Here is a 23465-nt window from a genome sequence, read left to right as displayed (position 1 = left end):
ACAGTGACAACAACACTCACCCGCACGCTGAAACTGCCCTCGCTGGTCCTGTTCGGCCTGGCGTACCTGACCCCGCTGATTGTGCTGGGGATCTTTGGCATCATCGCCGAAGCCACCGGCGGCGCAGCGCCAGCCGCGTATCTCGTGGCGCTCGCGGCCATGCTGTTCACGGCCCACAGCTACGGCCGGATGGCCGTCGCCTACCCCGTGGCCGGCTCCGCCTACACCTACGTCCGCCGGTCCATCGATCCCCGGGTGGGGTTCATGGTGGGCTGGGCCATCCTGCTGGACTACCTCTTCCTGCCCATGGTCATCTGGCTGATCGGCGGCTCCTACCTGACCGCTCAGTTCCCCGGCATCCCCATCGGACTCTGGATCGTGGGCTTCATCCTCATCACCACGTTGCTGAACATCCTGGGCATCAAGGTGGCGGACAAGGCCAACTACGTGCTGATGGCGTTCCAGTTGCTGGTCATCGTGTTCTTTGTGGCGCTGTCCATCGGCAACGTGGTGTCAACCTCCGGGGCCAGCGGCCTGGTCAGCACCCAGCCGTTCTTCAACGACACCTCCAGCTTCGCCACCATTTCCGCCGGCGCCGCCATCGCCGCTTACTCGTTCCTCGGGTTCGACGCCGTCACCACGCTCACCGAGGAGACCATCGAACCGCGCAAGAACATGCCCCGGGCCATCATGCTCATTGCCCTGATCGGCGGCGGCATCTTCGTCGCAGTCTCCTACGTGACCCAGCTCGTCCACCCCGGGGGCGTGTTCGAGGATTCGGCCTCCGCGGCCAGCTCCATCGCCCTGCAGATCGGCGGGCAGCTGTTCGGTGCGGTGTTCCTCGCCGGCCTGGTAGTGGCGCAGTTCGCCTCCGGCCTCGCGGCGCAGGCCAGCGCCTCGCGCCTGCTGTATGCGATGGGCCGTGACTCGGTCCTGCCCAAGGCTCTCTTCGGCCGGCTCAGCGAGAAGTTCCACACCCCGGTGGTGAACCTGGTCATCACCGGCGTCGTGGGCTTGATCGCGATCTTCCTGGACGTGGCCACGTCCACTTCGTTCATCAACTTCGGTGCGTTCACCGCCTTCACGCTGGTGAACGCCTCGGTGGTGTTCCACTATGTGCGCCAGCGCCGTGCCGGGCACCGGCTGAACCCCGTGTCCTACGTGGTGGTCCCGGTGATCGGGGCCCTCATCTGCGCCTACCTGCTCTCCCAGCTGGACAGCAACGCCATTACGCTGGGAGTGTCCTGGCTGGTGCTGGGCATTGTGGTTCTGGCCCTGATCACTCGCGGATTCAAGGCGGCACCGCCGGAAATGACCGCCACGGAGAAGGCGACGGTTGAGGCGGCCGCTTGAGCCTGGGTTCCGCTTGACCTAGGTTGGCGCATGACGTGAGGGAGGAGCAGCCGTGAGGATAGCGCTTGGGCAGCTGGAGTCCGGCACCGACATCCAGGCCAACCTGGCCGCGATGGACCGGTTCGCCGCCCAGGCTGCGCGCGACGGCGCCGGGCTGGTCGCCTTCCCGGAATACGCCACGTACGAGAAGAAGAAGGTGGACGCGACGTTCCCCGAGGTGGCCGAGCCGCTCGACGGTCCCGTCTGCCAGGAGCTCGCCAGCACAGCCCGCCGCCACCGCATCGCGCTGGTGGCGGGCGTCGTGGAAACCTCGGACGAGCATGGCAAGGCGCACAACACCCTGGTGGCATTCGGCCCCGACGGGGACCAGTTGGCCTTCTACCGGAAGATCCACCTCTTCGATGCGCAGGGCTTCGGGGAATCGACGTTCATCAAACCGGGTCCGTCCACCGCTCCGGTGGTGTTCGACCACGGGGGAATGCGGTTCGGCCTTATGACCTGCTACGACCTCCGGTTCCCGGAGCTGGCCAGGTCACTGGCCGACGCCGGCGCGCAGGTTCTGCTGGTCTGCTCGTCCTGGGTGCCGGGCACCCACAAGACGGAGCAGTGGCTGGCCTTGAACGCGGCGCGGGCCATCGAGAACAGCGTGTATGTGGCCGGGGTGTGTCAGACGCCGCCGGTCTCGGTGGGGCGGAGCGTTCTGGTTGATCCAATGGGAGTGGTTGAAGCTGACCTTGGGCTGGAGCCCGGGGTTCGTCCAGTGGATGTCTCACTTGAGGCGGTGGCCCGGGTGCGGGAGCTGTTCCCGATGTTCAGGCAACGGAGGTTGTAGGCCGGGCCTCGGTGAGTCCCCATCGCTGCTCTTTTGCTAGGAAGTACGACGGCGGCCCGTGGCTTCGGTGCGCTGGACAGTGACGGTGTCCTCGACCGGCCGTGGCCTCTTCCACACTGATTCCCGTGGGCCGGGTGGGTATGCGGCCGTCTTGCCACCCCAGGTGACGAGCAGGGCGGCGATGACCGGGATTGCTGCGGCAGGGGGCACCAAGAGCGGACCTGCTACCACCAGAGCCGCGGAGCCGTAGAGGGCACCGATGGTGATGCCCATCTGGATGGTCAGGACCGTGAGGCCGTTGGCAGCATCCTTGTTCTCGCGGCCGGCCCGGAGGATTGCCGACTGGTTGTAGATGCCGATGGCTCCCAGTCCTGCGCCCCACACGGTCATCAGCACCAGGGCAAATGGCAGGTTGCTACCCACAAACGGCAACAGGAGCATCGAGACGGCGACTGCCGCCGTCGTAATCAGGAGCGAACGTCGGGGGTGGGAATCAACGGTGAGGCCTGCGATCCAGATGCCGAGCAGGCCGGAGACACCGAGGACGGTGAGGGCGAGGCTGATGGAGTAGTCGGGTAGGCCGGCGTCGCGGATGAACGGGGCGATGTAGGTGAAGAGCGCGAAGTGCGCCAGGATCATCAGCGGCCAGGCGATGGCTATGGGCTTCACGCCGGGCTGGGCGATGGCTTTGCGCAGGGAGGGGCGGGCCTCGCCGGCGGCGCGCCGGACGGAAGGCAGCAGCCAGAAGGCGAGGACGGCGAGCAGCAGGCTGAAGCCGCCGAGGAACAGGAAGGCCGCGCGCCAGCCGAGGAAGCCACCCAGGGCGGTGCCGATTGGAGCTCCGATGGCCAGGCCCAGGCTGTTGCCGCTGAAGACAATCGCCAGGGCTTTGCCTACCTTGTGGGCCGGTACCACCCGTGTGACGTAGGGGGCCATGGTGGTCCAGAGCAGTCCGTGGGCCAGGCCACCCACCAGCCGGGCTCCCATCGCTGCGGTGAAGTTGGGGGCGAGGCCCACCAGGGCGTTGCTGAGGGCGAACGTGAGGACGAGCGCTACGAGCAGCGGACGCTTCGGAACTTTGCCCAGCAACCGCGCGGCGGGCACCACGGTCACCACGATGACGGCGGCGTAGGCGGCGGCGAGGTAGCCGGCTACCGGTTCGGACACGTTCAGGCCGGTACTGATCTGGGGGAGCAGGCCGGACGGGAGAAGTTCGGTGGTGATAGCGGTGAAGGCGATGGTGGCCAGGACCATCATGGCGGCCAGCGGGAAACGCTGGGACACCGGCGCGGAAATCGCGGAGGACATGGGGGAGGGGTTCCATTCAAGGGGGAGGGGTTGGAACCGGGCGCTGCTGGCCGAACAATTCCTCCATAAATTTTACCGGATTTTTGCGCTTTCTCCCTCCTTGGAGACGGTGATCAGGGACACTTGGCAAGGGTGACCGGAACACCCGCCTGGTTGGGGGAGTCATGGCTTGGCGGCGGCTTTGGCGGTGTTCACCCTGCAAGGGACGTGGAGTCACCATGGAGCCCGGCAATGCGCGAAAACAAGAGTCTACAACGACTTTAGTAAATACCTTAAAAACCATTGACCGCGGGTCGGGCGGCGAGGAAGATATTGAAGCGTAGGCAGGTGGCCGGAAAGGCCAAGATACTCTGCCAAGCAAATCCAAAAGGGATTGGTAATGGTCCAGAATCAATTTCAGGAATGGCCCCTGCGCTCACGTCATTGGCAGGATCGGCGCATAACCCCTTTTTGGATAAACGATGCTGACACCATCGGATTGGGTGACGCGGTCAAAGACCTGACAACCTTGGCCGGAATCCCACCGTGCAGTGGCTGCGAACAACGGGCAGCCCTCCTTAACAGGCTCTTCCGCCTGCCGCGGTTCCGGAAACGGAACCGGTCCTAATTAACCCGCATTACCCGGCGTGCCGGGATGCCGGCCTGCCCCCAAGCCGCCGGCGGAGTGTCAGGAGGCGGCCATGCCGCAGCAAGTAGTGGTAACGGAGACTTATTGGTGCCCTGGCGGTTGGCCATGGGAGTGGTTCGATACCTGCACCCGCCAGGTGACCAAGTGGTGCTATGACTTCAGTTGGGTTGAAGAAACCGGCTACGGACTGGCCAGCCACCTCAAAGGCTGTGAAAACGGAACGCTCTACACGTGGTGGGCCTTTTCCTTCGGCATCTTCGGCAGTACGCAATACGGTCCCGGAACAATGTGCTTCACCAGCCAGTTGAGTTCCTCCGGCCGTTGTGAGGGCACGGCGGTATCCGGACTGACAGTAACCGCAGAATTGCCGCACATTCAATCGACCGCCCGGCGCCAAATCCGCCGTCCCGTGCACCGTCCGTTACCGGGCGAAAAAGAGCAGCCAATGCTTGGCGACGAAAGTTCCAAGTAATTCCATGCGTGCCACTCAGAATTTGGAAGTCTTGCTGCAGGAAGTGCATTGCCACGACGAAGGCGACGGTTGGGGAAATGCAGAACCATATATCTGGACTGTGTTCTTCAAAGTTGACGGGGACAATTTCGCCGTCCTAGCCGGATCCGGGCTCATCGGTTCACCCACGATCGTCTCCAGCAACGGCAGCCACGGAAACCTGGGCAACACCGACGTGGACGCCGGGAATGTCGTTCCGGTGCCAGAAGCCGTGGGCACTTGGACCACGAAACTTAAACCCATACCGATCAACGACGCCGGCCTGCGCGCCCTGCTCGGCGAGGACGATTTACCTGCCATAGCAGGTGTCGTTGTGGCGCTGATGGAGGAAGATGGGTGGCCGGACCACCTGGCCAACACCGGGTACACGGCCTTCGTGGATGCCGTTCACCTCGCCGTCGTGAAAGTCGTCGCCAGTTTTCAGCATGCCCTGGCGGCACCCACGCCCCAGCAGATCAAGGAACAGATCGATGTGGTCAAGGCTTCCGCTGCCACATCGGTCAAGGCGGCAGTCAAGAACGCCATGTCCGGCTGGCAGCTCATCTGGTACGGAACATTCGGCGACAACGATGACACCATTGGTACGGAAGCGTTCACCACCACCAGCGATCAACTCGTGGCCACGCCGGCCATCACCATCAACAGGCGCTGGTCCGGGGATGAATCGGGGGACGGGGACTGGGAGATTGACGGTCTGTTCCTCGGCTTCCCGGATGTGGACTGCAATCTCGAATCGATCTTCTCCTTCAGTGCCGGCAACAAGGCCCAAGACAACAAGGCCCAAGGCAACAAGGCCCAGCAGGGGGAGTCCCAGGCCAAAAGCTTCGACGCCATGCGGGTCTTCCGGGAAGATGGCTTCCGCGGGAATCCGGGGCTTGGCGCGTGGTGGGGCGAATTTGCCGCTGCGAGCCCGGCGCTTGCCATGCTGGCGGAGGAACGGCCGGAAGTGCAGGATGCGCTCTATGGGCTGCTGGACGACGTCGGCATCTGGCTTGAGGACGGGACGGCCGAGATCGGCCGGCAGTCACAGAAACGCCTGAACACCGTTTTTGATGCCCTGGCCGAGAATGCGCAAGGGCGGACCAAGCGTGTGATCCGTCAGGCAAAGCGCGTGGTGGAGCGGCTGGACGGAGCTACATTTGCGGATGCCCTGCGGATCACCGCCGAAATGAAACCGGTGGGCAGGACTCCCAGGATTGCAACCACGGCCAAGAGCTAGCCGGGCTTCTGGTGAAGGGACCTCAAGGCGAGGGCATATAGCAGGACGCGTGCGGCACCGAACAACCATGGAACCGGTAGTGCGAAGCCAAACCAGAAAACCGCTTCCACGGGTAGGAGGGCTAGTCCGAGCACCACACCGGCCCTGAGTCCCTTCCAAGCCAGCCAGGCCACCCATGCCGCGGCCAGGAGTACGACGAAGAACGCGATGAGCAGCGTGACGAAGGCTCGGTCTTCCATAACATCCCATGGCCCCCCATACATCGGGAATAGGTCCATGAACATCGGCAGTTCCCCATGCTGGAGGAGGTAGACGCTGACCGGAACCGCCGGGACACCGAACCCCGCGGCATAGATCCATGTCAACACAGCCGCGATACGCGCCTTCCGCATAACCTTCCTCATTTCGGCCCATCACCCTATGATTTCGACCCCACCACCAGGGGAGCCGGTTCAACCAGTGTGGAGTAGAGCCTCCAGCGGCGGAAGAGACTGGTGAATTCAACTCGTGCTCTAAGAAATGGGTTCACCCCCAAGGTCGGTCAGGATAAGTGCGCCGCGAATGAGAGGTCGTCGACCGCTTGCACCTCGAGCCGGGTCCGCTTCAGGAGTTGTTGGACGAGGGTCCGGAACAGCCAGGCCTTGTACTCGGGAACGCTCCACCCGGAGTCCTGGACCAGCTCGCTGAAGACCTGGTGACCGATCAGGAGGACGACGACGTCCGTAGCTCGCTGGCGGTCGAGGTCCGGGCGCAGTGCGCCCAGCTCGGCGAGCCGGTCGATGATCCTGGCCTGGCCCGCCCGGCGGCCTGCAGTGACATTGCGCCAGTACTGCTCGACGTAGCTGTCGGCCTCCGTGGCGGCCCGGACCGCGGGCCACAGCGGAGCTACGTGCTCGAAGATGGCGGTGCCGTGCTCGACGCCGAGCGCCAGTACGCGTTGCGCAGAGGTGGCCGACAGCATCGCCTGCGCCCAGGGGCGCTGAATGACGGGGGCCGGGTCCTCCTCTCCTGCAGCCGTTACCTCGACGACCTCGCAGAGCAGCTGCCCCTTTGTCCGGAACGTGTAGTAGACCGTCTGGACGGCGACACCGGCCGTGGCCGCGATCTGCTCCATCGTGGTGGCGGCGTACCCCTGGGAGACGAACATCTCGCGGGCCGAGGCGACCATGCGTCCTCGGGTCTCCTTGGCCCGCTCCGCGCGAGTCTGCTTTATGGGGGGCTTGACTTGGGTCACAACCAGCAGTCTACTAGAGGAACCACTAGTGGACCCTTTAGTGAGCAAAGTCTGCCAAAAGGAGCTCCGATGTCAGTCATCAATAACTCGGTCGTGATCCAGTGCACGCGTGAGGAGGCGTTCGACTACCTGTCCGACCACCGCGCTGAGCTGGAGTGGAACCCGAAGTGCACGGTGATGGAGAAGGTTACCGATGGGCCTGCCGGCCTCGGCACCAGGTACCGGGCGCGGTGGAAGGGCAGCCCGCTTATTGAGATGGAGACCGTCGCCTATGACCGGCCACGCACCTGGACGATGCATAACGGCGGACCGCTTGAGGTTACCTTCACCTGCCGCCTCGAACCGGTCCAGGAAGGAACCCGCCTCGACGCAGAGTTCAGGCCGCGCCCGCACGGCTGGTTCAGGCTCCTATTCCCCATCTTTCTATTTGTCGCGCGACGCGACGAGGCCGCCAACATGCACCACATCAAAGACGCGCTCGAGCGCAGAGCGCATTCAGCGACACCCGGCTGAGCGATACCCAAGTGAGCGAGAAGGCCGCTAGGGCTGACGGCTTGGGTCAGTGGCGATTACGGGCCTGCTTGACGAGCCGGATGAAGCCAAAGACGAAGACGGCTTCGATCAGCACCATAAGTCCGAGCAGCAGCCACTGGCCCTGGGTAATGAAGACGACGACGCCGGTGAGGACCAGCGCGGTTCCAAGGGCCAGCGCGTAGACGGCGAAGCCAAAGGCCACCCGTGCGCTCCGCACACCGGTCCGGAAGCCAAAGCCCAGCGGCTCGCCGCCGGGGTAGCCTGGCACACGGTCGGGAGCGGCGGGCTTAAGCCGGTCGAACTCCTCCCAGGGGTCCCGTTCCTGATCCTGATCGGTCATGCTTCCATTATCCCAACCAGGCTATTCCTCCGAGCAACGCGCCCTTGACCAGGTTGCAACAGGCCACCACTTTGTCCCGCCCGCGCCACCTGTCCTTCTCTCGCCGTCGCAAGCTGCCGCGGAGTTCAGCTTCGAGCGTGTCCATCCCGGCTGGCATGGGGACTGGCACCCTGTTCCGAGGCGGCTAGTGGCTGTGTACCTTTCGGGTTCCGGGGAGATGACCGCCAGCGACGGCGAGACCAGGGAGTTGATAGCGGGTACCGTCCTCTTTGCTGAGGACACTGCCGGGAAAGGCCACGTCAGCCGCGCTACCGGAACTGAGGACATGCACGTCCTGATATTGATGCTGCCCGACTGATCCCCGACAATCGGTGGGCCAATCTGCATCAGCGGCGCTGTATCCCGTAACCCGTCCTGCCCGCCAGCAGGACGATGATGACGCGAACGACGACGAGCAGCTAGCTTCCCGAGGCAGTGCCCCAAAGTGCTTGTCCCGGCCAGATACCAGGCCTACCGTTGTTGCATGAATCGGCGAATCCGTGGAGGTATCAGAGCGGCGGGAGCTGTCATGGTTGCAGGCTCTGCGTCCTTTCTGACGGGTGCTTTTATGCCTGTCTCCCGCGTTTATGTAGAACGGGAACCGCAGCGCAAGTTGGAGATCTTGCTGGCGGACCCCGTTCAGTGGAGGGCGGAGCTGGCGTTCCTCGGAGCGGGAACAATCGTGCTGCCTGTCGGTGTGGCCATGCTTGCCCGGCATTGGGGCGAGGACAGAGGGCTGCACGGGCTGGATCGCCCGCCCGGGCGGCGGCTGGCCGTTGCCGGCACAGTTCTCCTGGCTGCTGGAGCTGGTGCCTTTCTGGTGGATCTGTCTGCCAGATTCAACGACCCCGAGGGCTTTGCCTTGGGGCACCAGCCTTTGTGGCCATTCCACGCGTATATGTGGTCGAGCCTGGCTGGGATGGCGGCCCTTGGTGGCGCCCTGCTTAGGGAGAAGCGCAGAGATTCTGGTTCGGGAATCCCTCGTTGGCCGGGCTGGCTGAATCTGGGAGGTGCGGCAGCCTTCGCCGGAGTGTTGGCTGGTACCGGCGACATTCCTCCCCTGTTCGTGTATTTAGTTGGATTTGCCACCGGGGCGGCCCTGATCCTACGGGGCCGTGAGAACCGTTCACATATCTTTGGCGGCAGCGAGTAACCGGTCGAAGCTCTCAATCCCGTAATCGGGAGGAGTGATGGTCAGGACCACACGGGTTGTCGTGGTGACTTTTGCATCCATCCTTACAGCAGGTTCCTGAGCCTGCTGCGTGCGTTTCTGGATGACGCGGAGGTCAATTCCTGAGAGCCCGTTGATGGTCAGCGGGAGTCTGTTCCCGGTCTCGATCAGCTCCTGAAAATCTCCGACTGAGAGCTGGTCCTTTGGGTTGCCGGTGAGCTGGAGGATGGTCTCGTTCACGTCAGCTGTCAGTTCCTGGAGGAACAGGTTTTCACTCGAGAATTTGGTTCTGAGCGACACAGTTGTGAAAAGAATTGCAAATACGGCGGCAAATAGAATCAGCGCCACGGGGTTCCTGAGAAAAGGAACGGGAATCATCAGGAGTAAACACACAACCAGGCCCATCAGGCCGTTTCCGATGAGTCGACCGAACACGTGCTGGCCTGGCCTCCCGCTCCACTGTTCGGAGGTGAAGGTGGCGAGAACTCTCCGCTCTGGTGTTGAAAGCGTCATGGCTGGATTCCTTTTACTTCCAGTAGGGCCTCGGCCAGGATGATGGCCTCCCGTGCTTCCTGAAGGGCATCCCGCAGGCCGGCGTCCGGGACGGCGCTAATGGCCCTGTCAGGGGTGCCGGAGAGCTCCGCTATGGCCCTGTTGAGATTTTCCCGGTCCTGCGACACGACTCGGGAGGAGTGGAGCTTCGCCCGGCTTTTCTCCAAGTCGACGAGCGACTTATCAATGACGTTGGAGCGTTCGCGGATATCGGCGATGTACTCATCGATCCGTCGCGTCCGGTTCCGGAACAGGGTCTCCATCCTGACGGCGGCGTCGTTCAGTTCGCTGAGGGCTCGGTATCCGGCTGGTTTCCCGCTGTACCTGTCCAGCAGCTGGCTGACGCGCCCTCTCCGCTGGCTCCACAGCTGAAGACCGGTGTTGTTCTGCTTGAACAGCACCTGCACGACGTCGAGCGACTTATCCAGCAGGTCCCTCCGCCTCTCAAGATTGGCGGTGGCAGAGTCGAGGCGCTCGATGAACCCCTCGTAATTGTCCATTGCCCGCCCTTCCCACGGGAACTGCGACGGTTCCTTTCTCTCCAGCCTTCAGATTTAAATTTTGCGCCCGGGAGAAAGCCATTGCCAGCCCTCTGACGAGCGCCTGCTCTATCAGTACTGGTTATGCAGACCGCCGGGCGGCGAGCGGACTGATTCCGATGCCCCGGAAACTGTCAGAAAAAAGGACGACGGCGGTCAGGACGCCCACCAGCGTTGCGCTTATTCCTGCTACGAAAAAGAGCGGCGCCAGCGTGGCAACGCAGGCAGCGGCAATATACAGATACACGCCGCGCCAAGGTTTCCCTACTTCTTCACCTGGCCGGTTGCGGGCAAGATCTCCGGGTTTGCGGTGAAGCCTCTTCGGTGCTTCTTTCCGTCGGCGTTCCACCATTCCGTGGCAACTGCGCCAGACCGGACCGTTGAGTATGGCGATGTAGAGAGCCGCTATAAGGGCAGCGACAAGGCCCAGAACCAACCAGTCCCCGGCCGAAGCCCAGCTAAAACTTGAGCCGTAGCAGAGCCATACGGACCACCAAGGTCCTTGTTCATCCTCGGTGGTGCTGCATTGTAGAAGAGTCCTCGCCCAGCCAAACGATTTCAGTTCGAACATCACTGCAGGAGCCATTCCTATCCCTGCAACGATTGACAGTGCACGCGCGGCGGTAAGGCCTTTAACCAAAACACGGTGCGGTTTCAGTCTGCGGTCACCCTGGTCGCCGATAGGCACAGCGTGTTCGGGCGGCGGCGGGTTATCACCATGCGCCTCCTTGGCCGGCAGGATAAGCCGGGCAATGGGGTCGATGACCTCGATGCGGTTTCGGGAGTAGACAATGTGATCGTAAATAAGTGCAGCGCGGTTGTAGACAGGATGCTCTTCAGGGCCGGGTCCTGCTTCTTCCGGATTGTCCCGATCGAAAACCTTCTTAAACACTGGCGTGGTCCCGTTGAGGTCGGTACTGATCGGCCCGGCCGGAACGAAGTCGAATTTTCCCCACATGTTGATCCAGCGGATATTTGTATTTTTTATCCAGTCGTCTACCGGATCTGTCCCCGACCCGCCCCATTGGGCGTAGCCGAGCAGGCTGAGCCCACTGCCGACGGTCACAAAGTTTGTGACCGTCGCAATCGGGCCGTTCTTCCCGTGTTGGAAAAGAACCTGCCCAGCGACCGCGGCTCCTTGGCTGTGGGCCACGAGTGTGACGGGAATTTTCTCGTTGTCCCACGGCGCCAGAGTTTGCCGGATCCGCTGCCGCATGGCCGCGGCCTGGAGTGGACGGCGTTTCCAGACCTGGGGGTCGCCCAGAAAGTCCGCGAAGAGTGCGACGAAAGCACCGACAAAACGTCCGATTCCTGGAACATTCGCAAGCAATATCAGTACGCCCAAAAGGATGAGTGCCGGAATGAGAAGAATAAAACCGACCACGGCCGCCACTGTGCACAGGATGATTTGCTGGAACCTTTTTAAGAACCAGAATGGGTTCTTCGAGGAGAGGCGTCCCGGATAAAGGTTCCACCACAAAAGATACATTGACCGGCCGAATACTCGTGAGGCCATCGTCCAGCCCCACCAATATGTGTCCGTGGCCGTGGCGGGTGCAAAATCCGCGCCCCAGGAGGCTTCAGTCATGAGGATGGAAGTATAAAGAGGGTCTTGTCCTTTCTCATGTTCCCGGAGGACCCAAACGCGCATTTCAGGGGTGTCGCCAACAGCATTGGCTTTATCGATGATCAAGGGTGCACATACGCTGTTGGGCACATCATCCAAAGAGAAATCGCTGAGGCTCTGCGCCAAGGGTTGTGCCCACTCCTGCAGTGTTCCGCCCTTGAGGGCTTTGCCCATGCCGTGAACAAAGACCACAACATGGTCCGGTGGCTTGTCCTGCGCTTGGCCGGAGCCCGGCACCTGACCACATGCGCCGCAATTTTCTAGGAGTTTCAAGAGCAAATCTTTGGGCCGCAACATAGCTAATAATGCTGCATGAATTGGCATTGGGAAAAGACGAAATGGGAGCCAATTTTCGAGCTTTCCAATTTGCTTTGACGGCGGTGGTCCGGTGCCGCCGTCGTCGTTCCTTAAACGGCGGGCTGGCTGTTCCTGCTGAACGTGATCCGGAGGGTATCCCGGAAGGTCAGCCGGTTCCTCCGGCTGACCACGATGGCATCGCTTTTCCGCTTCTAGAAGTATTCGTTCGGATTTGCAGTAGCAGAGAGGATGGACAGCGCAATGACTGTTAGCGTAACCGCGGATAGCACGGAGAGGGGCCACCAGTTGGCCAGCGGTCGGCTCGTTTTGTGATGCAGTAAGGCCACTTTCAGGGACGCTACAAAGAACGGGGTAAAAAGTACGATGAAGATGATGCTGGCATATAGGAGGTCCCCTTCATAGCAGCCCGAACCCATCGTCTCGGGCGCGCATTCCATCCGGGAAGGGTAATGCCCGAGGGCGAATCCAAAGAAAGCTGCAGCCGGCATGCAAATTACTGCCCCGATAAGTGACAGAGCGATTGACCATTTTTGCGCGCCGGTAAGGCGCTGACTGACTCCCAGTCCGAAAGTCTCTTGCACGCTGTTCTTCACTTCGTCTGTTCCCCCAAAAATCCGTTCTTAGCCTTGCCGAGGCTAGCAGAGCGAGCAAATCGATCCTGTTGCGTCGTTGGTGAGAAACCGCCGTTCTGACCTCGGGCCCTGCGCCATAAAGTAGTGACGTTCCAAGAAGGAAGTAGTACCTTGTGTCCATGGCGGGAGCATCTGTCATCCCAACCGCCTATGGCGCCAACTCCTCGAATTGCAGCCAGGAATTCCGGAGGGGTGCGTCTATGCGAGTCCCTCCTCATCGAGCGAGGAAAACCAGGTGGCCTCAAAGGAGCACCCGATGCCTCTAGTGGAAGAAAGCGTCGTCATCGCCCGGCCGCCGCAGGAGGTCTTCGAATTCCTGGCGAAGTTCGAGAACCTGTCGGTCTACGATGCATTCGTCACTGCGTCCGGGCAGGTTGGGGATGGACCCCCAGGGTTGGGAACCCGAGGCTGGGGAACCACCCGCTTCATGGGCCAGCAGTCCGATTGGACCGTCGAATACACGGAATTCGAGCCGCCTCGGTGAATGGTTTCCCGCTCAGTCGAAGGAGATCGCGACATTACTGCGTCGTTCACGTTGGAACCGGTCAACAGCGGCACCCGCGTCACGGAGCGGCTTGAGACCGGCGCGATGGGTGGCCTCCTGGGCAGACTGCCCGATCCGCTGGTGAACCGACTGCTGGGTCGGTCTCTCCGTCGCAACCTCAAAACGTTGAGCCGGGTCCTGGCAGAACACCCGCGCACATAGCGACACCCTGCGGACAGCTAGCCGTTATGGCCACCCCGGAACAGTTCTACGATGCCCTGGCGTCTGAGTATCATCTGCTCTTCGGCGATTGGTGGTCAGCGGCCCAGTGGCATGGGCGGGTCATCGCCGGCATCCTCGCCCGGCGCGGGATAAGCGAGGGGCGCCTGCTGGACTGCACCTGCGGTATCGGAACCCAGGCCCTGCCGCTGGCAACGCTTGGATACGGCGTCACAGCCACCGACGTGAGCAAAGCGGCAGTTGACCGGGCCCGAGTGGAGGCGTCCGGGAGAGGAATCGACGTCGATTTCAGGGCCTGCGACGTGCGGGAAATTCGGGACCACGTCGAAGGGACCTTCGATGTGGTTATCTCGTGCGATAACGCACTGCCGCACCTGCTCACCGACGATCACCTGCAAAGTGCATTGCGCAGTGTTCGTGCGTGCCTGCGACCGGCCGGGCTGTTGCTCGTCTCTCTTCGCGACTATGACGCGTTGAGAATCACCCGACCGGACGGGGTGCCGATCTCAGTCCACGGTGAAGTCGGGCAGCGACATGGGTCGGGTCAGTCTTGGCGGTGGTCGGCGGATGCGGAGTACGTGGACATCGAGTTGTTCACCTTCACCGAAATTGCGGCCGGATCCTGGCGGGCGCGCTCGGGTACCACCCGCTACCGGGCCCTGCTACGCGCCAAACTCGAAAGCCTGCTGACATCGGCCGGGTTCACCGCACTCGAATGGCTCATCCCTGACGTGAGCGGCTACTATCAGCCGATCGTGCTCGCGAAAGCCTGAATCCTGCACCACCGGAACCATCCACATGGCCGGGTCTGGCTGGCGCAGGGGAGTGGCGGTTCCGCCGTCGTCGATCCCTAAACGGCGGGCTGCCTGTTCCTGTTGAACGCGACCCGGAGCGCATCCCGGAAGGTCAGCCGGTTCCTCCGGCTGACCACGATCACGGCGGCCAGGCCGGCCAGCAGGACGATGATGCCGCCTGCGGCCACGGACCACCGCGCGCCGAATTCGCTGCCGATCCATCCCATCAGGGGAGCCCCCAGGGCAGTTCCGCCCTGAAGTACGGCCAGGTACAGGGCCAGCACGCGCCCCCGGAACTGCGGCTCCACCGAGAGCTGGATGCTGGTGTTGCAGCTGTTCAGGAAGGTGATGGACGCCAGGCCCACAGGGATCAGGACTGCCGCGTAGAGCCAGAACGACGGCGACACGCTGGCGACCAGCGTGAAGAACCCGAGCCCCAGTGCCCCGCCGAGCAGGAACCGCAGCCGTGGTCCGGCCCTGCGGGCCGCGAACAGCGCACCGGCCAGCGTGCCGACGGCCATGATGGAGCCCAGAAGCCCGAACTCGCCCGCTCCCACTCCGAACTCGGTGGTGGACATGAGTGCATTGGTGATGGGGAAATTCATACCGAAAGCACCAAGGAGGCCCACCAGAACGAGAATCAGCACCAGATCCGGGCGGCGGCGCACGTAGGCGATGCCCTCGGCAACCTGATGCTTGCCGCGGACGGCGGGCGAGGCTGGTGCCAGCTCCGAGGTGCGGATCCGGAACAGCGAGATGATGACGGCGGCGAAGCTGGCCGCGTTCAGGAGGAACACGGGTCCGGTGCCCACCCAGGCGATCAGGACGCCGGCGATGGCGGGACCGGTGAGCCTGGCGGTGTTGAAGGAAGCTGAGTTCAGGGCAACCGCGTTGGCGATGTTGTCCTGCCCCACGAGTTCGGAGACGAAGGATTGGCGTGCCGGTGCGTCGATGGCGCTGGCAAGTCCCAGGCAGAGGGCGGCGAGGTAGGCGTGCCAGAGTTCGGCCGTGCCGGTGACCACCAGGAGTCCGATGGCCAGGCCGCAGAGGCCCATGGCCAGCTGGGTCCACAGCAGGATGGTGCGCTTGCGGTACCTGTCGGCCAGCACGCCGCCGTACGGTCCAAGCAGCAGCATGGGAAGGAACTGAAGGCCTGTGGTGATGCCGACGGCGACGCCCGAGTGGTTGGTGAGGACGGTCAGGACCAGCCAGTCCTGAGCCACCCGCTGCATCCAGGTGCCGACGTTGGAAACCAGCGCCCCGCTGGCCCAGATGCGGTAGTTGGGATTTTCCAGGGCCCGGAACATGGCGCTCATTTGCCGGCCATCTCCTGCATGATGTGGGCGGCGCGGCTGAGGATCTTGCGGTCGTCGTCGCTGAGCCCGGCGACGCGTTGGGCCAGCCAGGCTGTCCGCTGTTCGCGGGCCTCTTCCAGGACGGCCTTTCCGGCCAGGGTGATTCCTACCTGGACCTGACGGCCGTCGTTGGGGTGGGCTGTTCGGGTGACAAAGCCTTGCTCCGTGAGGGCGTTGACGATCCGGGTCATGGAGGGTGCCTGCACGTGCTCGCGTTCGGCCAGTGTGCGGAGGGTTTGCGGGCCATTGGCGTTGAGTTGGGCAAGGACCGTGTATTGGCCGGGAGTGATGACGTCACCGGTTGCCTCGACACGGAGCCTGCGGGAAGTGCGCATCACTGCGGTTCGAAGATCGATGGCCAGGACGTCCGGCTTGATGCTGTCTCTTGGGCCCAGGTTCGACGTTTCGGTGATGCTCATGGAGCGGCTGCTCCTCCTTTGTTGAAATGCTTAGCAGTGCTAATTAGCTACGCTAACCATTATGCTCCTGGTTCGGGAGGGTGGCAACTGGCTGGCAGCTGCGCTGGCTTCAACCGAGCGGACTGAAGAGAATAGAGGCATCAGTTTGCAGCCGCCCTCAGCGCGTCAACCCGAGGAGTTGCGATGGTGTCGTTTATGAGGATCTATGCCGACGCAAGTGGTGAGTCTCATTTCGAGGATCTCGATATCCTGATGCTGTGAAGGGGCGCATTACTCGCTTCGCTCCAAGATGAGGGCAGCCACGAGTTCCCCGCGGCTGGCGACGCCCACCTTGGCGAAAATGTGGCGCAGGTGCTCCTGGGCCGTATACGGCGAAATCTCAAGCCTGTGGGCTACGCGGTGGGTGGCATGCCCTCTCAGGATGAGTTCGGCGACCTGCTGGCAGGGGAAGGTCTGCGTAAGGCTGGGGGCCGCTGGGAAACAGTGCCAGCCACTCCCGGGATGACCAGTACAGGGTCTCGTACGGCTCAGGCGATCTCGACGGCTCCTCCGCGCACGATGATCCCGCCGAGTGATGGAATATCAATGGTGAGTCTGCTCGGACGTCCGACGTGGCTCCCCTGGAGAACCACCACCCCGCTGGGTGCTTCCACAAGCGAGAGCAGTCGGAGGTATCCACCGAAAGCGGCGGCAGCCGAACCTGTCGCCGGATCTTCAGTGATGGCTCCCACCGGGAAGAGATTGCGCGAGTCAAACTCGCCCGCTCCAACCTCGCATAGCGTGGTGACAGTACCGGCCCAACCCTGGGCGTCCATCAGCGTGCGCATGGGCTCCGGGTCGAAGTCGAAGGAGTCATAGGTCTTTCGGTCAGCGAAGACCAGTATGGGATGCCAGTTCCCGGCATAGGCAACCATCGGGGGGTAGCCGGGGTGCAGTTCGTCCCGGCCCACGCCGAGCAACCCGAGCAAAGTATCCAGAACACCTGTCGGGAACTCGGCCACGCGAGGCTCCACGCTCGTAAAGGACGCCGTGAGGTCAGCTCCCTGGCCGGCAGATTCGATCGAGACTGGCCCAACCTGCGTATCGAACATAAAGGTTCCCGTACCGTGTACCCTCGACAGCGCGACAGCCAGGGCAATTGTGGCATGACCGCAAAACGGCACCTCGGCAATCGGGGAGAAGTACCGCACACGGTTTCGCCGCGAGTCACCGTCAACTCCGGCCTCGGTGACAAACACCGTTTCCGCATATCCGACGTCGGCCGCGATGACCTGCATCTGTGAATCATCGAGACTGGTTGCATCCAATACCAGTCCCGCCGGATTTCCTCCGCCGCGGGTCGTGGCGAAGGCGGCATAGCGAAGTACACCGGAAGTCTCATTCATTGGTACATCCTCGATGGGTTATGAGCATACGGGCGGGTGGAGAACAGCAGAGCGAAGCGAAATGCGACTGTAGCACTAGTCCTGCACGGCTCTGCCGGCAATGGCGAGGGAGATGTGTCGCGGGAGGCGCTGGGCCAGTCCGGCAAGCATGCGATTTCCAAAGCCTGAGACGACGCTAACCGGCGTATTGCGGCGATCGAGAGCGCGCAGGGCAGTGTCGATGACGGCGCTGGCGCTCTGCAGCCGGCCCACCGCTGCGGCCTGGCTACCGAGCACATCGAAAAACTCGGTGCGGGTTGCCCCCGGGCAGAGCGCGAGTACACGAAGGCCGGAATCCTTCGTCTCATATGCCAAGGCTTCAGTAAAGCTTAGGACAAAGGCTTTGGTTGCTCCGTAGACCGCCATGCCGGGCACTGGCTGAAAAGCTGCAGTGCTGGCCACGTTGATCAGGGCCCCCTTCCCTTCGGCGAGCATCTCGGGGAGGAACGCCCGCGTGGTGTCAACGAGAGAGGCCACGTTGAGGGAGATCTCCGAGGCGATAACCGCAGGGTCCTCCTCGACCAATGGACCGCTCGTGCCGAAGCCTGCGTTGTTAATCAGGGTGTCGATGTGGATGCCCTGGCCGGCAAGCTCATCGCGGACTTCCGCACCGGCTCCCTGCCGGCTCAAGTCCTTCGAGAGCGTTGTGACCGAGATGCCGTGGGCGGTGCGAAGCTTCCGGGCGAGATCCTCAAGCCTGTCGGTCCGCCGTGCGACCAGCACAAGGTTGGCCCCGCGCGCTGCAAACCGCTCGGCAAACTCGGCTCCAAGCCCGGAGCTCGCTCCAGTGATGAGTGCCGTAGTTCCGGTATAGGTCATGGTCATGGTGAATCCGATCCGTGTCGCGGCCACTTTTGTAGCCAATGTCAACATAGTAGGCAGTGACAACTTTGTTGTCAACGCCTACATTCCGATACACTGATCGCATGACCAGTCAGCCCTACCATCACGGCAAGCTCCGCGAGGCGTTGCTCGCCCGGGCAGCGGAATTCATTGAAGAAGCAGGGGTCGACGGACTTTCCCTGCGGCAACTCGCGCGCGACCTGGGCGTGAGCCACGCGGCGCCCGGTAAGCATTTCCGTGACAAGCAAGCGCTTCTCGATGCCCTCGCCCTTGACGGCTTCCGTGGCATGAACGCCCGAATTATTGGAGCGTCTGAAGCTGCCGGAGACCATCGTTCACGGTTTGTCCGGATCGCAAGGGCCTATGTGGATTTCGCGGTCTCCCACCCGGTCCTCTTGGCGGTGATGCACTCCACCAAGCACCACCCCGATGCCAGCGATGAACTCCGGAGCATCGGCGAAGACGGAATAAGGGTAGCCAGAGCCGTCATTGCCGAAGCCCAGGGCGCCGGGGAGTTGGCTCCAGGCGACTGCGAGATGCTGGCCCTCGTATGCTTCGTGAGCCTGCACGGAGCCGCTGTGCTGGCGGCGGGCAATCTCCTGGATGGAACATCCGTCGACTCTCTGATTGTTGCGACAACCGACCTGTTGTGGGCGGGAATGGCCACAGGCATGCCGGCGCCCCACGTGTCCGTGAAGACGGGGTTGGCCTGACCGCGAAGGGCTATTCGGATCCTGCCGGGTTGTTTCCTGCTTCCTGGAGATCCCGGTGAAAGATCTAGCTTCTCGGTAATTGCCTAACGCCTGCGCTGACCACAAGTACGAATTCATGCAGCGACAGTCAGGATCAACCGCTGCCCAGGCTCAGTTGTTCCGGGCCCACAGCTGGAGCCACAAAAGCAGCCGAGTCTCCGGATCGTCGAGGTTGAGTCCGAACAGAGTGCCCACGCGGGACAGACGGTAGCGGACCGTATTGACGTGGAGGCCCAGACGCTCGGCGGCCACAATGGCGTTGGCCACCAACGCCCTGGTTGTCGGCCAGGTGGACGCGATGAGTGCTGACTCGCCGGTCACCCTGTATGCGATCTCCCAGACCAAGGAGAAGCTGCAGACCGCCGGGGATGCCTTCGAAGTGGCCCCGTACGGAATCCCAGTGGATAAGGACAGCGAATTCTCCCCGGTGCTGCAGAAGGCACTCCAGGCCCTGATCGACGACGGCACCTACACCAAGATCCTGTCGAAGTGGGGCGTGGAAAGCGGCGGCGTGAAGACGGCGGCGCTCAACGTCGCGTCGTCGAACGGGTAACCGGAGTGACTGTTTCCAAGCCTGCTGAGGCGACCCGGCCGAACCCCGCCTCAAGCGGAACTGAAACGCAGGGGGACGCCATTGTGGCGGTTCCCCTGCGTCACCCCTGGCGGATCGCCATCGCAGTTGTGCTGGTGTTCCTGATCGCCCTGTTCATCGTGGACGCCGCCCAGTGGCCCGACTACGGCTGGGCGGACGTGGGCAAGTACATCTTCGACCGCCGGGTTAGCCAGGCGGCGTGGGTGACGCTGGCGCTCACCGTCCTGTCCATGATCGCCGCCATCATCCTGGGGCTTCTGCTTGCCATCATGCGGCTCTCACCCAACCCGGTGGTCAAGAGCATCGCCTGGCTGCACCTGTGGATCTTCCGGGGGACCCCTGTGTACGTGCAGTTGGTGTTCTGGGGCATCGTGGCGCTGATCTACCCGGTGTTCACTATCGGGATACCGTTCATGGAGCCGTGGATCACCGTTGAGAACGGCGTGTTCACCAACCTCTTCATCACCGCGGTGATCGGGCTGGCGCTCAATGAGGCCGCCTACATGTCCGAGATTGTCCGGGCGGGGCTGTTGTCTGTGGACGAAGGCCAGGAGGAGGCGTCCACGGCGCTCGCGATGTCCTGGGGGCAGACCATGCGTTATGTGGTGGTGCCGCAGGCCATGAAGATCATTATTCCGCCCACGGGCAATGAGGAAATTTTCCATGCTGAAGTCGACGTCGCTGGTGGCGGCCATTCCGCTCAGATCGACCTCTACGGGGTGTCCCGCGGGATCTCCGCGGTGACCTTTACGCCGGTCCCGCTGCTGATCGTGGCGTCCATCTGGTACCTGCTGTTCACCTCCGTCCTCATGGTGGGCCAGCACTTCATCGAAAAGCGGTTCTCCCGTGGCACGGGGCGGCGGCAAACAGGCCCGACGGCGGACATGGACCCCGCGGTGGCGGCTGTCACGGCGGCGCCGCTCGGCAACGAAATGGGAGGCAAGGGATGAGCACTACAGCAATGGTCCAGGCGGACCGGGTATCCAAGAGCTTCGGTTCGAACAATGTTTTGCGCAGCATCAGCCTGGAGGTCCAGACCGGTGAGGTGCTGTGCGTCGTGGGGCCCAGCGGCTCCGGCAAGTCCACCTTCCTGCGCTGCATCAACCACCTGGAAAAGATCGACGCCGGCCGCCTCTTCGTGGAGGGGCAGCTGGTGGGGTACCGGCAAAAGGGCGGTAAGCTCCACGAGCTGCGGCCCAAGGAAGCGGCGATCCAGCGCCGGGACATCGGGATGGTGTTCCAGCGCTTCAACCTGTTTCCGCACATGACCGCCCTGGAAAACATCATCCAGGCGCCCATGCGGGTGAAACGGATCCCGAAGGCCCAGGCCACCCTGCGTGCCCGGGAGCTCATGGAGCGCGCGGGGCTGGGGGACAAGGCGGACCATTACCCGGCGCACCTGTCCGGCGGGCAGCAGCAGCGGGTGGCCATCGCCCGAGCCTTGGCGATGGACCCCAAGCTGATGCTCTTCGATGAACCGACCAGTGCCCTGGATCCGGAGCTGGTGGGCGAGGTGCTGGATGTGATGAAGGAACTGGCAACGAGCGGAATGACCATGATCGTGGTGACCCACGAGATGGGCTTCGCCCGGGAAGTCGCGGACTCCATCGCCTTCATGGACGGCGGCGTAGTGGTGGAATCAGGCCCGCCCCGTGAGCTGCTGGGCAACCCACAGCAGGAAAGGACCAAGGCGTTCCTGTCTAAGGTGCTGTGAGGGTTTGGTGCCCGCCTAGGTTCTGGTTGCTGTTCTTTGGGTGGTAATTAGTGCATTTTTCAGGGGAGGACGACGGCGGCGGGCTGCGATTTCAGGCCATGCCGATTGACGGCGCTAGTTCTTTCCGCGTTTCCAGTTGAGGTACAAGGACGCCGCGGGAATGAAGATTGTGGCGGCAGTGCCAATTATCTTCAGTATTTGGTCCGTGCGTTGAGATATTGAGTCACTTCCGAACGCTGTTTCGTCGAGTAAGGACAAAGCGCCCATCAGGGCTGAGACTAGGACGAGGAGAGCTACGGTGTGATAGAGATAGCGTGGCTCAGGCATACCAGATTCCGGCAAGGGATTCGTTTTGTTTAACGCCAGGGCGAAGTTCGGACGTGAGAGACTCAGACGAAATGGTTTCTGAACAGGCGTAGACACTACTGCCGCCGATTGTTCAATCCATCCATAGACTATTTGCGGATCAGTTGCGTTAGGAGTGGCATGAAGGTGCGCCTTATCTTTTATTAATGATTGGATTCGCGCGAGCCACAGGGTGTGGGTTGTGTTTCGGCTCGGGGATGCGAGTCCATTAGAGGGCAAGAACCTGTTAATGAGCAGCCGTTCGATGCGGTCGAGTGATGCGAACGGCGGGTAGTGGTCGCCTTTGTCGCATGCAGCCTGAGTGTGGTGCATCAGCCACAGGCACTCCTGGACGTATTGCCATTCAAATGGGGCTCTAGCTCTCCACCGGGAGTCATGCAGGATGTACGTAACAACGAATGGCGAGCACGAGAACAAGAAGACTCCGAACCCCGCAAAAAGCTCGAAATCCGGTTCAAATCTGAAAGAATCCCAGTTGAATCCCCAAGCAAGAGCGGCTGCCATATGGATGGTTCCGCACAGAAAGATGCCCAGAGAGGTGGCGAGAGGCACTGCAGTCAGAGAGGCGTTCCAACGTGCTGCTGTTCGTGTGGCCGAACCGAAGGTTCTCTCCACCGCGGTCCAATTTGGACCGATTTCGATGGTTGCAGGCAAGGGGCGAGATACAATTCCGGGAAGCCAATCAGGAATTCTGAGAAATCTGGTCTCCCCCTTCGTAAGCCCGTATTTTTTAGTCCCGAAAGTCGGGCTTGAACCGCAGGCAAAAGTCGCCCATACGGCAAATAATACGAGTCCGAGACCAACGGATAGCCAAAATGCGTACGCAATAAATTCGGCCAATATCTTTCCTCCTTTGTAGGTTTTACTGCCGGCTCTAAACTAGCGCGGAAATACCGGTGTACTGGTGTCATATGGGTGCAGCGACAACGTTAACAGGACGGTGCGACAATGCGGTCCCTGGTGGGCGATTCGGCTATTCCGCCCAACAGCGACTTGTGCGAGTGTCTGGCGATTACTCTAAAACCACTCTTGTTGCTGATCGTGCAGGCTATGTAGTACCGCAGCGCGCTGACTGGGAGCGCCGCGGCGGGGACCAGCAGCGGGCGGCGACGCTTCCGCTGCGTACACCGGTCCGGGAGCAAAGCCCAGCGGCTCTGCGCTCGAGGCTTGAGGAGTTAGGGAGGCGAGGAATCCCGTAGAACTTCATCCTTGAAGGAGCGTTCCGCGTGCGGCAAGAGAAGCCTCGGCATTCGGCCCCTCAATTCATCCTATTCTGGTCCAGCCATCGGCTTCCAATTTTGAGCACCGGAGAGGGTCCTTGCCAGCCTCTGCCGCCCGCCTGTTCCATCAGTTGGGAATCGCCAACGACGACAAGCAGGGTACGTGCTCTGGACAATCCCATGTAGCGTTGTTCCGATGCGGTTCCCATGTCCTTGAAACCGTTGACGCACAGGATTAACCGCGGAGCTTTCAAGCCCTTTGAACCCCAAAACGCGGCCATAGATTCTCGCTCATTGCATGGAATTTCTGTCAGTATTCAGGGGTGGCGTTCCGGTCAGAGAAGTCCCGGTGGACCGGGGGACGCTCCTTGGTGGTCAGCAGCGCAATCTGATTGACTCTTCCTTGCGGGCTGGACGCAGCTCTT

27 protein-coding genes are annotated in these 23465 nt (G+C 62.0%); 14 read left to right on the top strand and 13 right to left on the bottom strand.

The genetic code is table 11. From position 1 onward, the window contains the following. Positions 1-3: 3 nt before the first annotated feature. Positions 4-1353, top strand: coding sequence for an APC family permease (locus MU551_RS19410; protein WP_247048188.1), 1350 nt, complete (start codon positions 4-6; stop codon positions 1351-1353). A gap of 52 nt (positions 1354-1405) precedes the next feature. Further along, on the top strand, positions 1406-2185 hold the full coding sequence (locus MU551_RS19405; RefSeq protein ID WP_247048187.1) for a carbon-nitrogen hydrolase family protein: 780 nt from the start codon (positions 1406-1408) through the stop codon (positions 2183-2185). A gap of 36 nt (positions 2186-2221) precedes the next feature. On the opposite strand, the gene MU551_RS19400 is transcribed toward MU551_RS19405, so the two are convergent. After that, a complete protein-coding gene (locus MU551_RS19400) occupies positions 2222-3493 on the bottom strand; it encodes an MFS transporter (protein ID WP_247048186.1) in 1272 nt (423 codons plus the stop codon). Positions 3494-4173: 680 nt separating this feature from the next. Here MU551_RS19400 and MU551_RS19395 point away from each other — a divergent pair. Then, positions 4174-4593 carry a hypothetical protein gene (locus MU551_RS19395; RefSeq protein WP_247048185.1) on the top strand — a complete coding sequence of 140 codons (420 nt, stop codon included), beginning with the start codon at positions 4174-4176 and terminating at the stop codon, positions 4591-4593. A 4-nt stretch (positions 4594-4597) separates the two neighbouring features. Beyond that, positions 4598-5851, top strand: a complete 1254-nt coding sequence (locus MU551_RS19390) for a hypothetical protein (RefSeq protein ID WP_247048184.1) — start codon at positions 4598-4600, stop codon at positions 5849-5851. On the opposite strand, the gene MU551_RS19385 is transcribed toward MU551_RS19390, so the two are convergent. Both MU551_RS19385 and MU551_RS19380 read right to left on the bottom strand, forming a co-directional pair. Then, positions 5848-6255 carry a hypothetical protein gene (locus MU551_RS19385; RefSeq protein WP_247048183.1) on the bottom strand — a complete coding sequence of 136 codons (408 nt, stop codon included), beginning with the start codon at positions 6253-6255 and terminating at the stop codon, positions 5848-5850. The genes MU551_RS19390 and MU551_RS19385 overlap by 4 nt on opposite strands. A 137-nt stretch (positions 6256-6392) precedes the next feature. Next, a complete protein-coding gene (locus MU551_RS19380; protein WP_247048182.1) occupies positions 6393-7085 on the bottom strand; it encodes a TetR/AcrR family transcriptional regulator in 693 nt (230 codons plus the stop codon). Between the two features lie 69 nt (positions 7086-7154). Between MU551_RS19380 and MU551_RS19375 the strand changes: the two genes are divergently transcribed. Next, positions 7155-7598: an SRPBCC family protein gene (locus MU551_RS19375; protein ID WP_247048181.1), complete on the top strand. Its 444-nt coding sequence runs from the start codon at positions 7155-7157 to the stop codon at positions 7596-7598. A 46-nt stretch (positions 7599-7644) separates the two neighbouring features. Here MU551_RS19375 and MU551_RS19370 read toward each other — a convergent pair whose 3' ends face one another. Then, complete coding sequence (locus MU551_RS19370; RefSeq protein WP_247048180.1) at positions 7645-7959, bottom strand: hypothetical protein; 315 nt, start codon at positions 7957-7959, stop codon at positions 7645-7647. On the opposite strand from MU551_RS19370, the gene MU551_RS19365 reads away from it, so the two are divergent. Next, the gene (locus tag MU551_RS19365) at positions 7958-8317 is read left to right on the top strand and encodes a cupin domain-containing protein (RefSeq protein ID WP_247048179.1); all 360 of its coding nucleotides are present in this window, start codon (positions 7958-7960) and stop codon (positions 8315-8317) included. The genes MU551_RS19370 and MU551_RS19365 overlap by 2 nt on opposite strands. Before the next feature lie 165 nt (positions 8318-8482). After that, complete coding sequence (locus tag MU551_RS19360; RefSeq protein WP_247048178.1) at positions 8483-9151, top strand: hypothetical protein; 669 nt, start codon at positions 8483-8485, stop codon at positions 9149-9151. Here MU551_RS19360 and MU551_RS19355 read toward each other — a convergent pair. The 3 genes from MU551_RS19355 to MU551_RS19345 form a co-directional block, all read right to left on the bottom strand. Continuing rightward, on the bottom strand, positions 9125-9682 hold the full coding sequence (locus MU551_RS19355; protein WP_247048177.1) for a hypothetical protein: 558 nt from the start codon (positions 9680-9682) through the stop codon (positions 9125-9127). The two genes, MU551_RS19360 and MU551_RS19355, sit on opposite strands and share 27 nt — an antisense overlap. Then, a complete protein-coding gene (locus MU551_RS19350) occupies positions 9679-10221 on the bottom strand; it encodes a hypothetical protein (RefSeq protein ID WP_247048176.1) in 543 nt (180 codons plus the stop codon). Before MU551_RS19350 ends, MU551_RS19355 begins: the two co-directional genes overlap by 4 nt. A 121-nt stretch (positions 10222-10342) precedes the next feature. Next, on the bottom strand, positions 10343-12487 hold the full coding sequence (locus MU551_RS19345; protein WP_247048175.1) for a lipase family protein: 2145 nt from the start codon (positions 12485-12487) through the stop codon (positions 10343-10345). Between the two features lie 606 nt (positions 12488-13093). Between MU551_RS19345 and MU551_RS19340 the strand changes: the two genes are divergently transcribed. From MU551_RS19340 to MU551_RS19330, 3 genes are read left to right on the top strand one after another with little or no spacing between them, the layout of a single operon-like run. Next, positions 13094-13321, top strand: coding sequence for an SRPBCC family protein (locus tag MU551_RS19340; RefSeq protein ID WP_247048174.1), 228 nt, complete (start codon positions 13094-13096; stop codon positions 13319-13321). After that, on the top strand, positions 13322-13543 hold the full coding sequence (locus tag MU551_RS19335; RefSeq protein ID WP_247048173.1) for an SRPBCC family protein: 222 nt from the start codon (positions 13322-13324) through the stop codon (positions 13541-13543). It begins immediately after the preceding gene. A 26-nt stretch (positions 13544-13569) separates the two neighbouring features. Beyond that, entirely contained in the window at positions 13570-14334 is a 765-nt protein-coding gene (locus MU551_RS19330) for a class I SAM-dependent methyltransferase (protein ID WP_247048172.1), read from the top strand. A 77-nt stretch (positions 14335-14411) separates the two neighbouring features. Here the strand turns inward: MU551_RS19330 and MU551_RS19325 are convergent, their stop codons facing one another. From MU551_RS19325 to MU551_RS19305, 5 genes are all read right to left on the bottom strand, one after another. Continuing rightward, positions 14412-15671 (bottom strand): MFS transporter, encoded by a 1260-nt coding sequence (locus tag MU551_RS19325; protein ID WP_247048171.1) that lies wholly within the window; start codon positions 15669-15671, stop codon positions 14412-14414. After that, positions 15668-16129 (bottom strand): MarR family winged helix-turn-helix transcriptional regulator, encoded by a 462-nt coding sequence (locus MU551_RS19320; RefSeq protein WP_247048170.1) that lies wholly within the window; start codon positions 16127-16129, stop codon positions 15668-15670. Before MU551_RS19320 ends, MU551_RS19325 begins: the two co-directional genes overlap by 4 nt. Positions 16130-16399: 270 nt before the next feature. Further along, the gene (locus MU551_RS23390) at positions 16400-16660 is read right to left on the bottom strand and encodes a response regulator transcription factor (protein WP_281507338.1); all 261 of its coding nucleotides are present in this window, start codon (positions 16658-16660) and stop codon (positions 16400-16402) included. Next, the gene (locus tag MU551_RS19310; RefSeq protein WP_247048169.1) at positions 16657-17514 is read right to left on the bottom strand and encodes a PhzF family phenazine biosynthesis protein; all 858 of its coding nucleotides are present in this window, start codon (positions 17512-17514) and stop codon (positions 16657-16659) included. Before MU551_RS19310 ends, MU551_RS23390 begins: the two co-directional genes overlap by 4 nt. A 75-nt stretch (positions 17515-17589) precedes the next feature. After that, on the bottom strand, positions 17590-18378 hold the full coding sequence (locus tag MU551_RS19305) for an SDR family NAD(P)-dependent oxidoreductase (RefSeq protein WP_372489902.1): 789 nt from the start codon (positions 18376-18378) through the stop codon (positions 17590-17592). A gap of 101 nt (positions 18379-18479) precedes the next feature. On the opposite strand from MU551_RS19305, the gene MU551_RS19300 reads away from it, so the two are divergent. Beyond that, a complete protein-coding gene (locus MU551_RS19300) occupies positions 18480-19109 on the top strand; it encodes a TetR/AcrR family transcriptional regulator (protein WP_247048167.1) in 630 nt (209 codons plus the stop codon). A 150-nt stretch (positions 19110-19259) separates the two neighbouring features. Here the strand turns inward: MU551_RS19300 and MU551_RS19295 are convergent, their stop codons facing one another. Beyond that, the gene (locus tag MU551_RS19295; RefSeq protein WP_247048166.1) at positions 19260-19415 is read right to left on the bottom strand and encodes a helix-turn-helix domain-containing protein; all 156 of its coding nucleotides are present in this window, start codon (positions 19413-19415) and stop codon (positions 19260-19262) included. On the opposite strand from MU551_RS19295, the gene MU551_RS19290 reads away from it, so the two are divergent. From MU551_RS19290 to MU551_RS19280, 3 genes are read left to right on the top strand one after another with little or no spacing between them, the layout of a single operon-like run. Continuing rightward, on the top strand, positions 19402-19701 hold the full coding sequence (locus MU551_RS19290; RefSeq protein WP_247048165.1) for a type 2 periplasmic-binding domain-containing protein: 300 nt from the start codon (positions 19402-19404) through the stop codon (positions 19699-19701). The two genes, MU551_RS19295 and MU551_RS19290, sit on opposite strands and share 14 nt — an antisense overlap. Positions 19702-19706: 5 nt before the next feature. Beyond that, positions 19707-20690, top strand: a complete 984-nt coding sequence (locus MU551_RS19285; RefSeq protein WP_247048164.1) for an amino acid ABC transporter permease — start codon at positions 19707-19709, stop codon at positions 20688-20690. After that, entirely contained in the window at positions 20687-21454 is a 768-nt protein-coding gene (locus MU551_RS19280) for an amino acid ABC transporter ATP-binding protein (RefSeq protein WP_281507329.1), read from the top strand. Before MU551_RS19285 ends, MU551_RS19280 begins: the two co-directional genes overlap by 4 nt. The last annotated feature ends 2011 nt before the right edge of the window (positions 21455-23465 follow it).

This window comes from Arthrobacter rhizosphaerae (assembly GCF_023062595.1).
GTDB lineage: Bacteria > Actinomycetota > Actinomycetes > Actinomycetales > Micrococcaceae > Arthrobacter > Arthrobacter rhizosphaerae.
Note: the sequence above shows the minus strand (reverse complement) of the source record. Positions and strands in the feature narration are given on the sequence as shown.

Bases quoted from the DNA above. Each gene is read 5' to 3' on its own strand.
- MU551_RS19400 (WP_247048186.1), bottom strand. From the start codon at position 3,493: ATGTCCTCCGCGATTTCCGCGCCGGTGTCCCAGCGTTTCCCGCTGGCC.
- MU551_RS19395 (WP_247048185.1), top strand. From the start codon at position 4,174: ATGCCGCAGCAAGTAGTGGTAACGGAGACTTATTGGTGCCCTGGCGGT.
- MU551_RS19390 (WP_247048184.1), top strand. From the start codon at position 4,598: ATGCGTGCCACTCAGAATTTGGAAGTCTTGCTGCAGGAAGTGCATTGC.
- MU551_RS19385 (WP_247048183.1), bottom strand. From the start codon at position 6,255: ATGAGGAAGGTTATGCGGAAGGCGCGTATCGCGGCTGTGTTGACATGG.
- MU551_RS19375 (WP_247048181.1), top strand. From the start codon at position 7,155: ATGTCAGTCATCAATAACTCGGTCGTGATCCAGTGCACGCGTGAGGAG.
- MU551_RS19365 (WP_247048179.1), top strand. From the start codon at position 7,958: ATGCTTCCATTATCCCAACCAGGCTATTCCTCCGAGCAACGCGCCCTT.
- MU551_RS19370 (WP_247048180.1), bottom strand. From the start codon at position 7,959: ATGACCGATCAGGATCAGGAACGGGACCCCTGGGAGGAGTTCGACCGG.
- MU551_RS19360 (WP_247048178.1), top strand. From the start codon at position 8,483: ATGAATCGGCGAATCCGTGGAGGTATCAGAGCGGCGGGAGCTGTCATG.
- MU551_RS19355 (WP_247048177.1), bottom strand. From the start codon at position 9,682: ATGACGCTTTCAACACCAGAGCGGAGAGTTCTCGCCACCTTCACCTCC.
- MU551_RS19350 (WP_247048176.1), bottom strand. From the start codon at position 10,221: ATGGACAATTACGAGGGGTTCATCGAGCGCCTCGACTCTGCCACCGCC.
- MU551_RS19340 (WP_247048174.1), top strand. From the start codon at position 13,094: ATGCCTCTAGTGGAAGAAAGCGTCGTCATCGCCCGGCCGCCGCAGGAG.
- MU551_RS19335 (WP_247048173.1), top strand. From the start codon at position 13,322: ATGGTTTCCCGCTCAGTCGAAGGAGATCGCGACATTACTGCGTCGTTC.
- MU551_RS19330 (WP_247048172.1), top strand. From the start codon at position 13,570: ATGGCCACCCCGGAACAGTTCTACGATGCCCTGGCGTCTGAGTATCAT.
- MU551_RS19325 (WP_247048171.1), bottom strand. From the start codon at position 15,671: ATGAGCGCCATGTTCCGGGCCCTGGAAAATCCCAACTACCGCATCTGG.
- MU551_RS19320 (WP_247048170.1), bottom strand. From the start codon at position 16,129: ATGAGCATCACCGAAACGTCGAACCTGGGCCCAAGAGACAGCATCAAG.
- MU551_RS19310 (WP_247048169.1), bottom strand. From the start codon at position 17,514: ATGAATGAGACTTCCGGTGTACTTCGCTATGCCGCCTTCGCCACGACC.
- MU551_RS19305 (WP_372489902.1), bottom strand. From the start codon at position 18,378: ATGACCATGACCTATACCGGAACTACGGCACTCATCACTGGAGCGAGC.
- MU551_RS19300 (WP_247048167.1), top strand. From the start codon at position 18,480: ATGACCAGTCAGCCCTACCATCACGGCAAGCTCCGCGAGGCGTTGCTC.
- MU551_RS19290 (WP_247048165.1), top strand. From the start codon at position 19,402: ATGGCGTTGGCCACCAACGCCCTGGTTGTCGGCCAGGTGGACGCGATG.
- MU551_RS19280 (WP_281507329.1), top strand. From the start codon at position 20,687: ATGAGCACTACAGCAATGGTCCAGGCGGACCGGGTATCCAAGAGCTTC.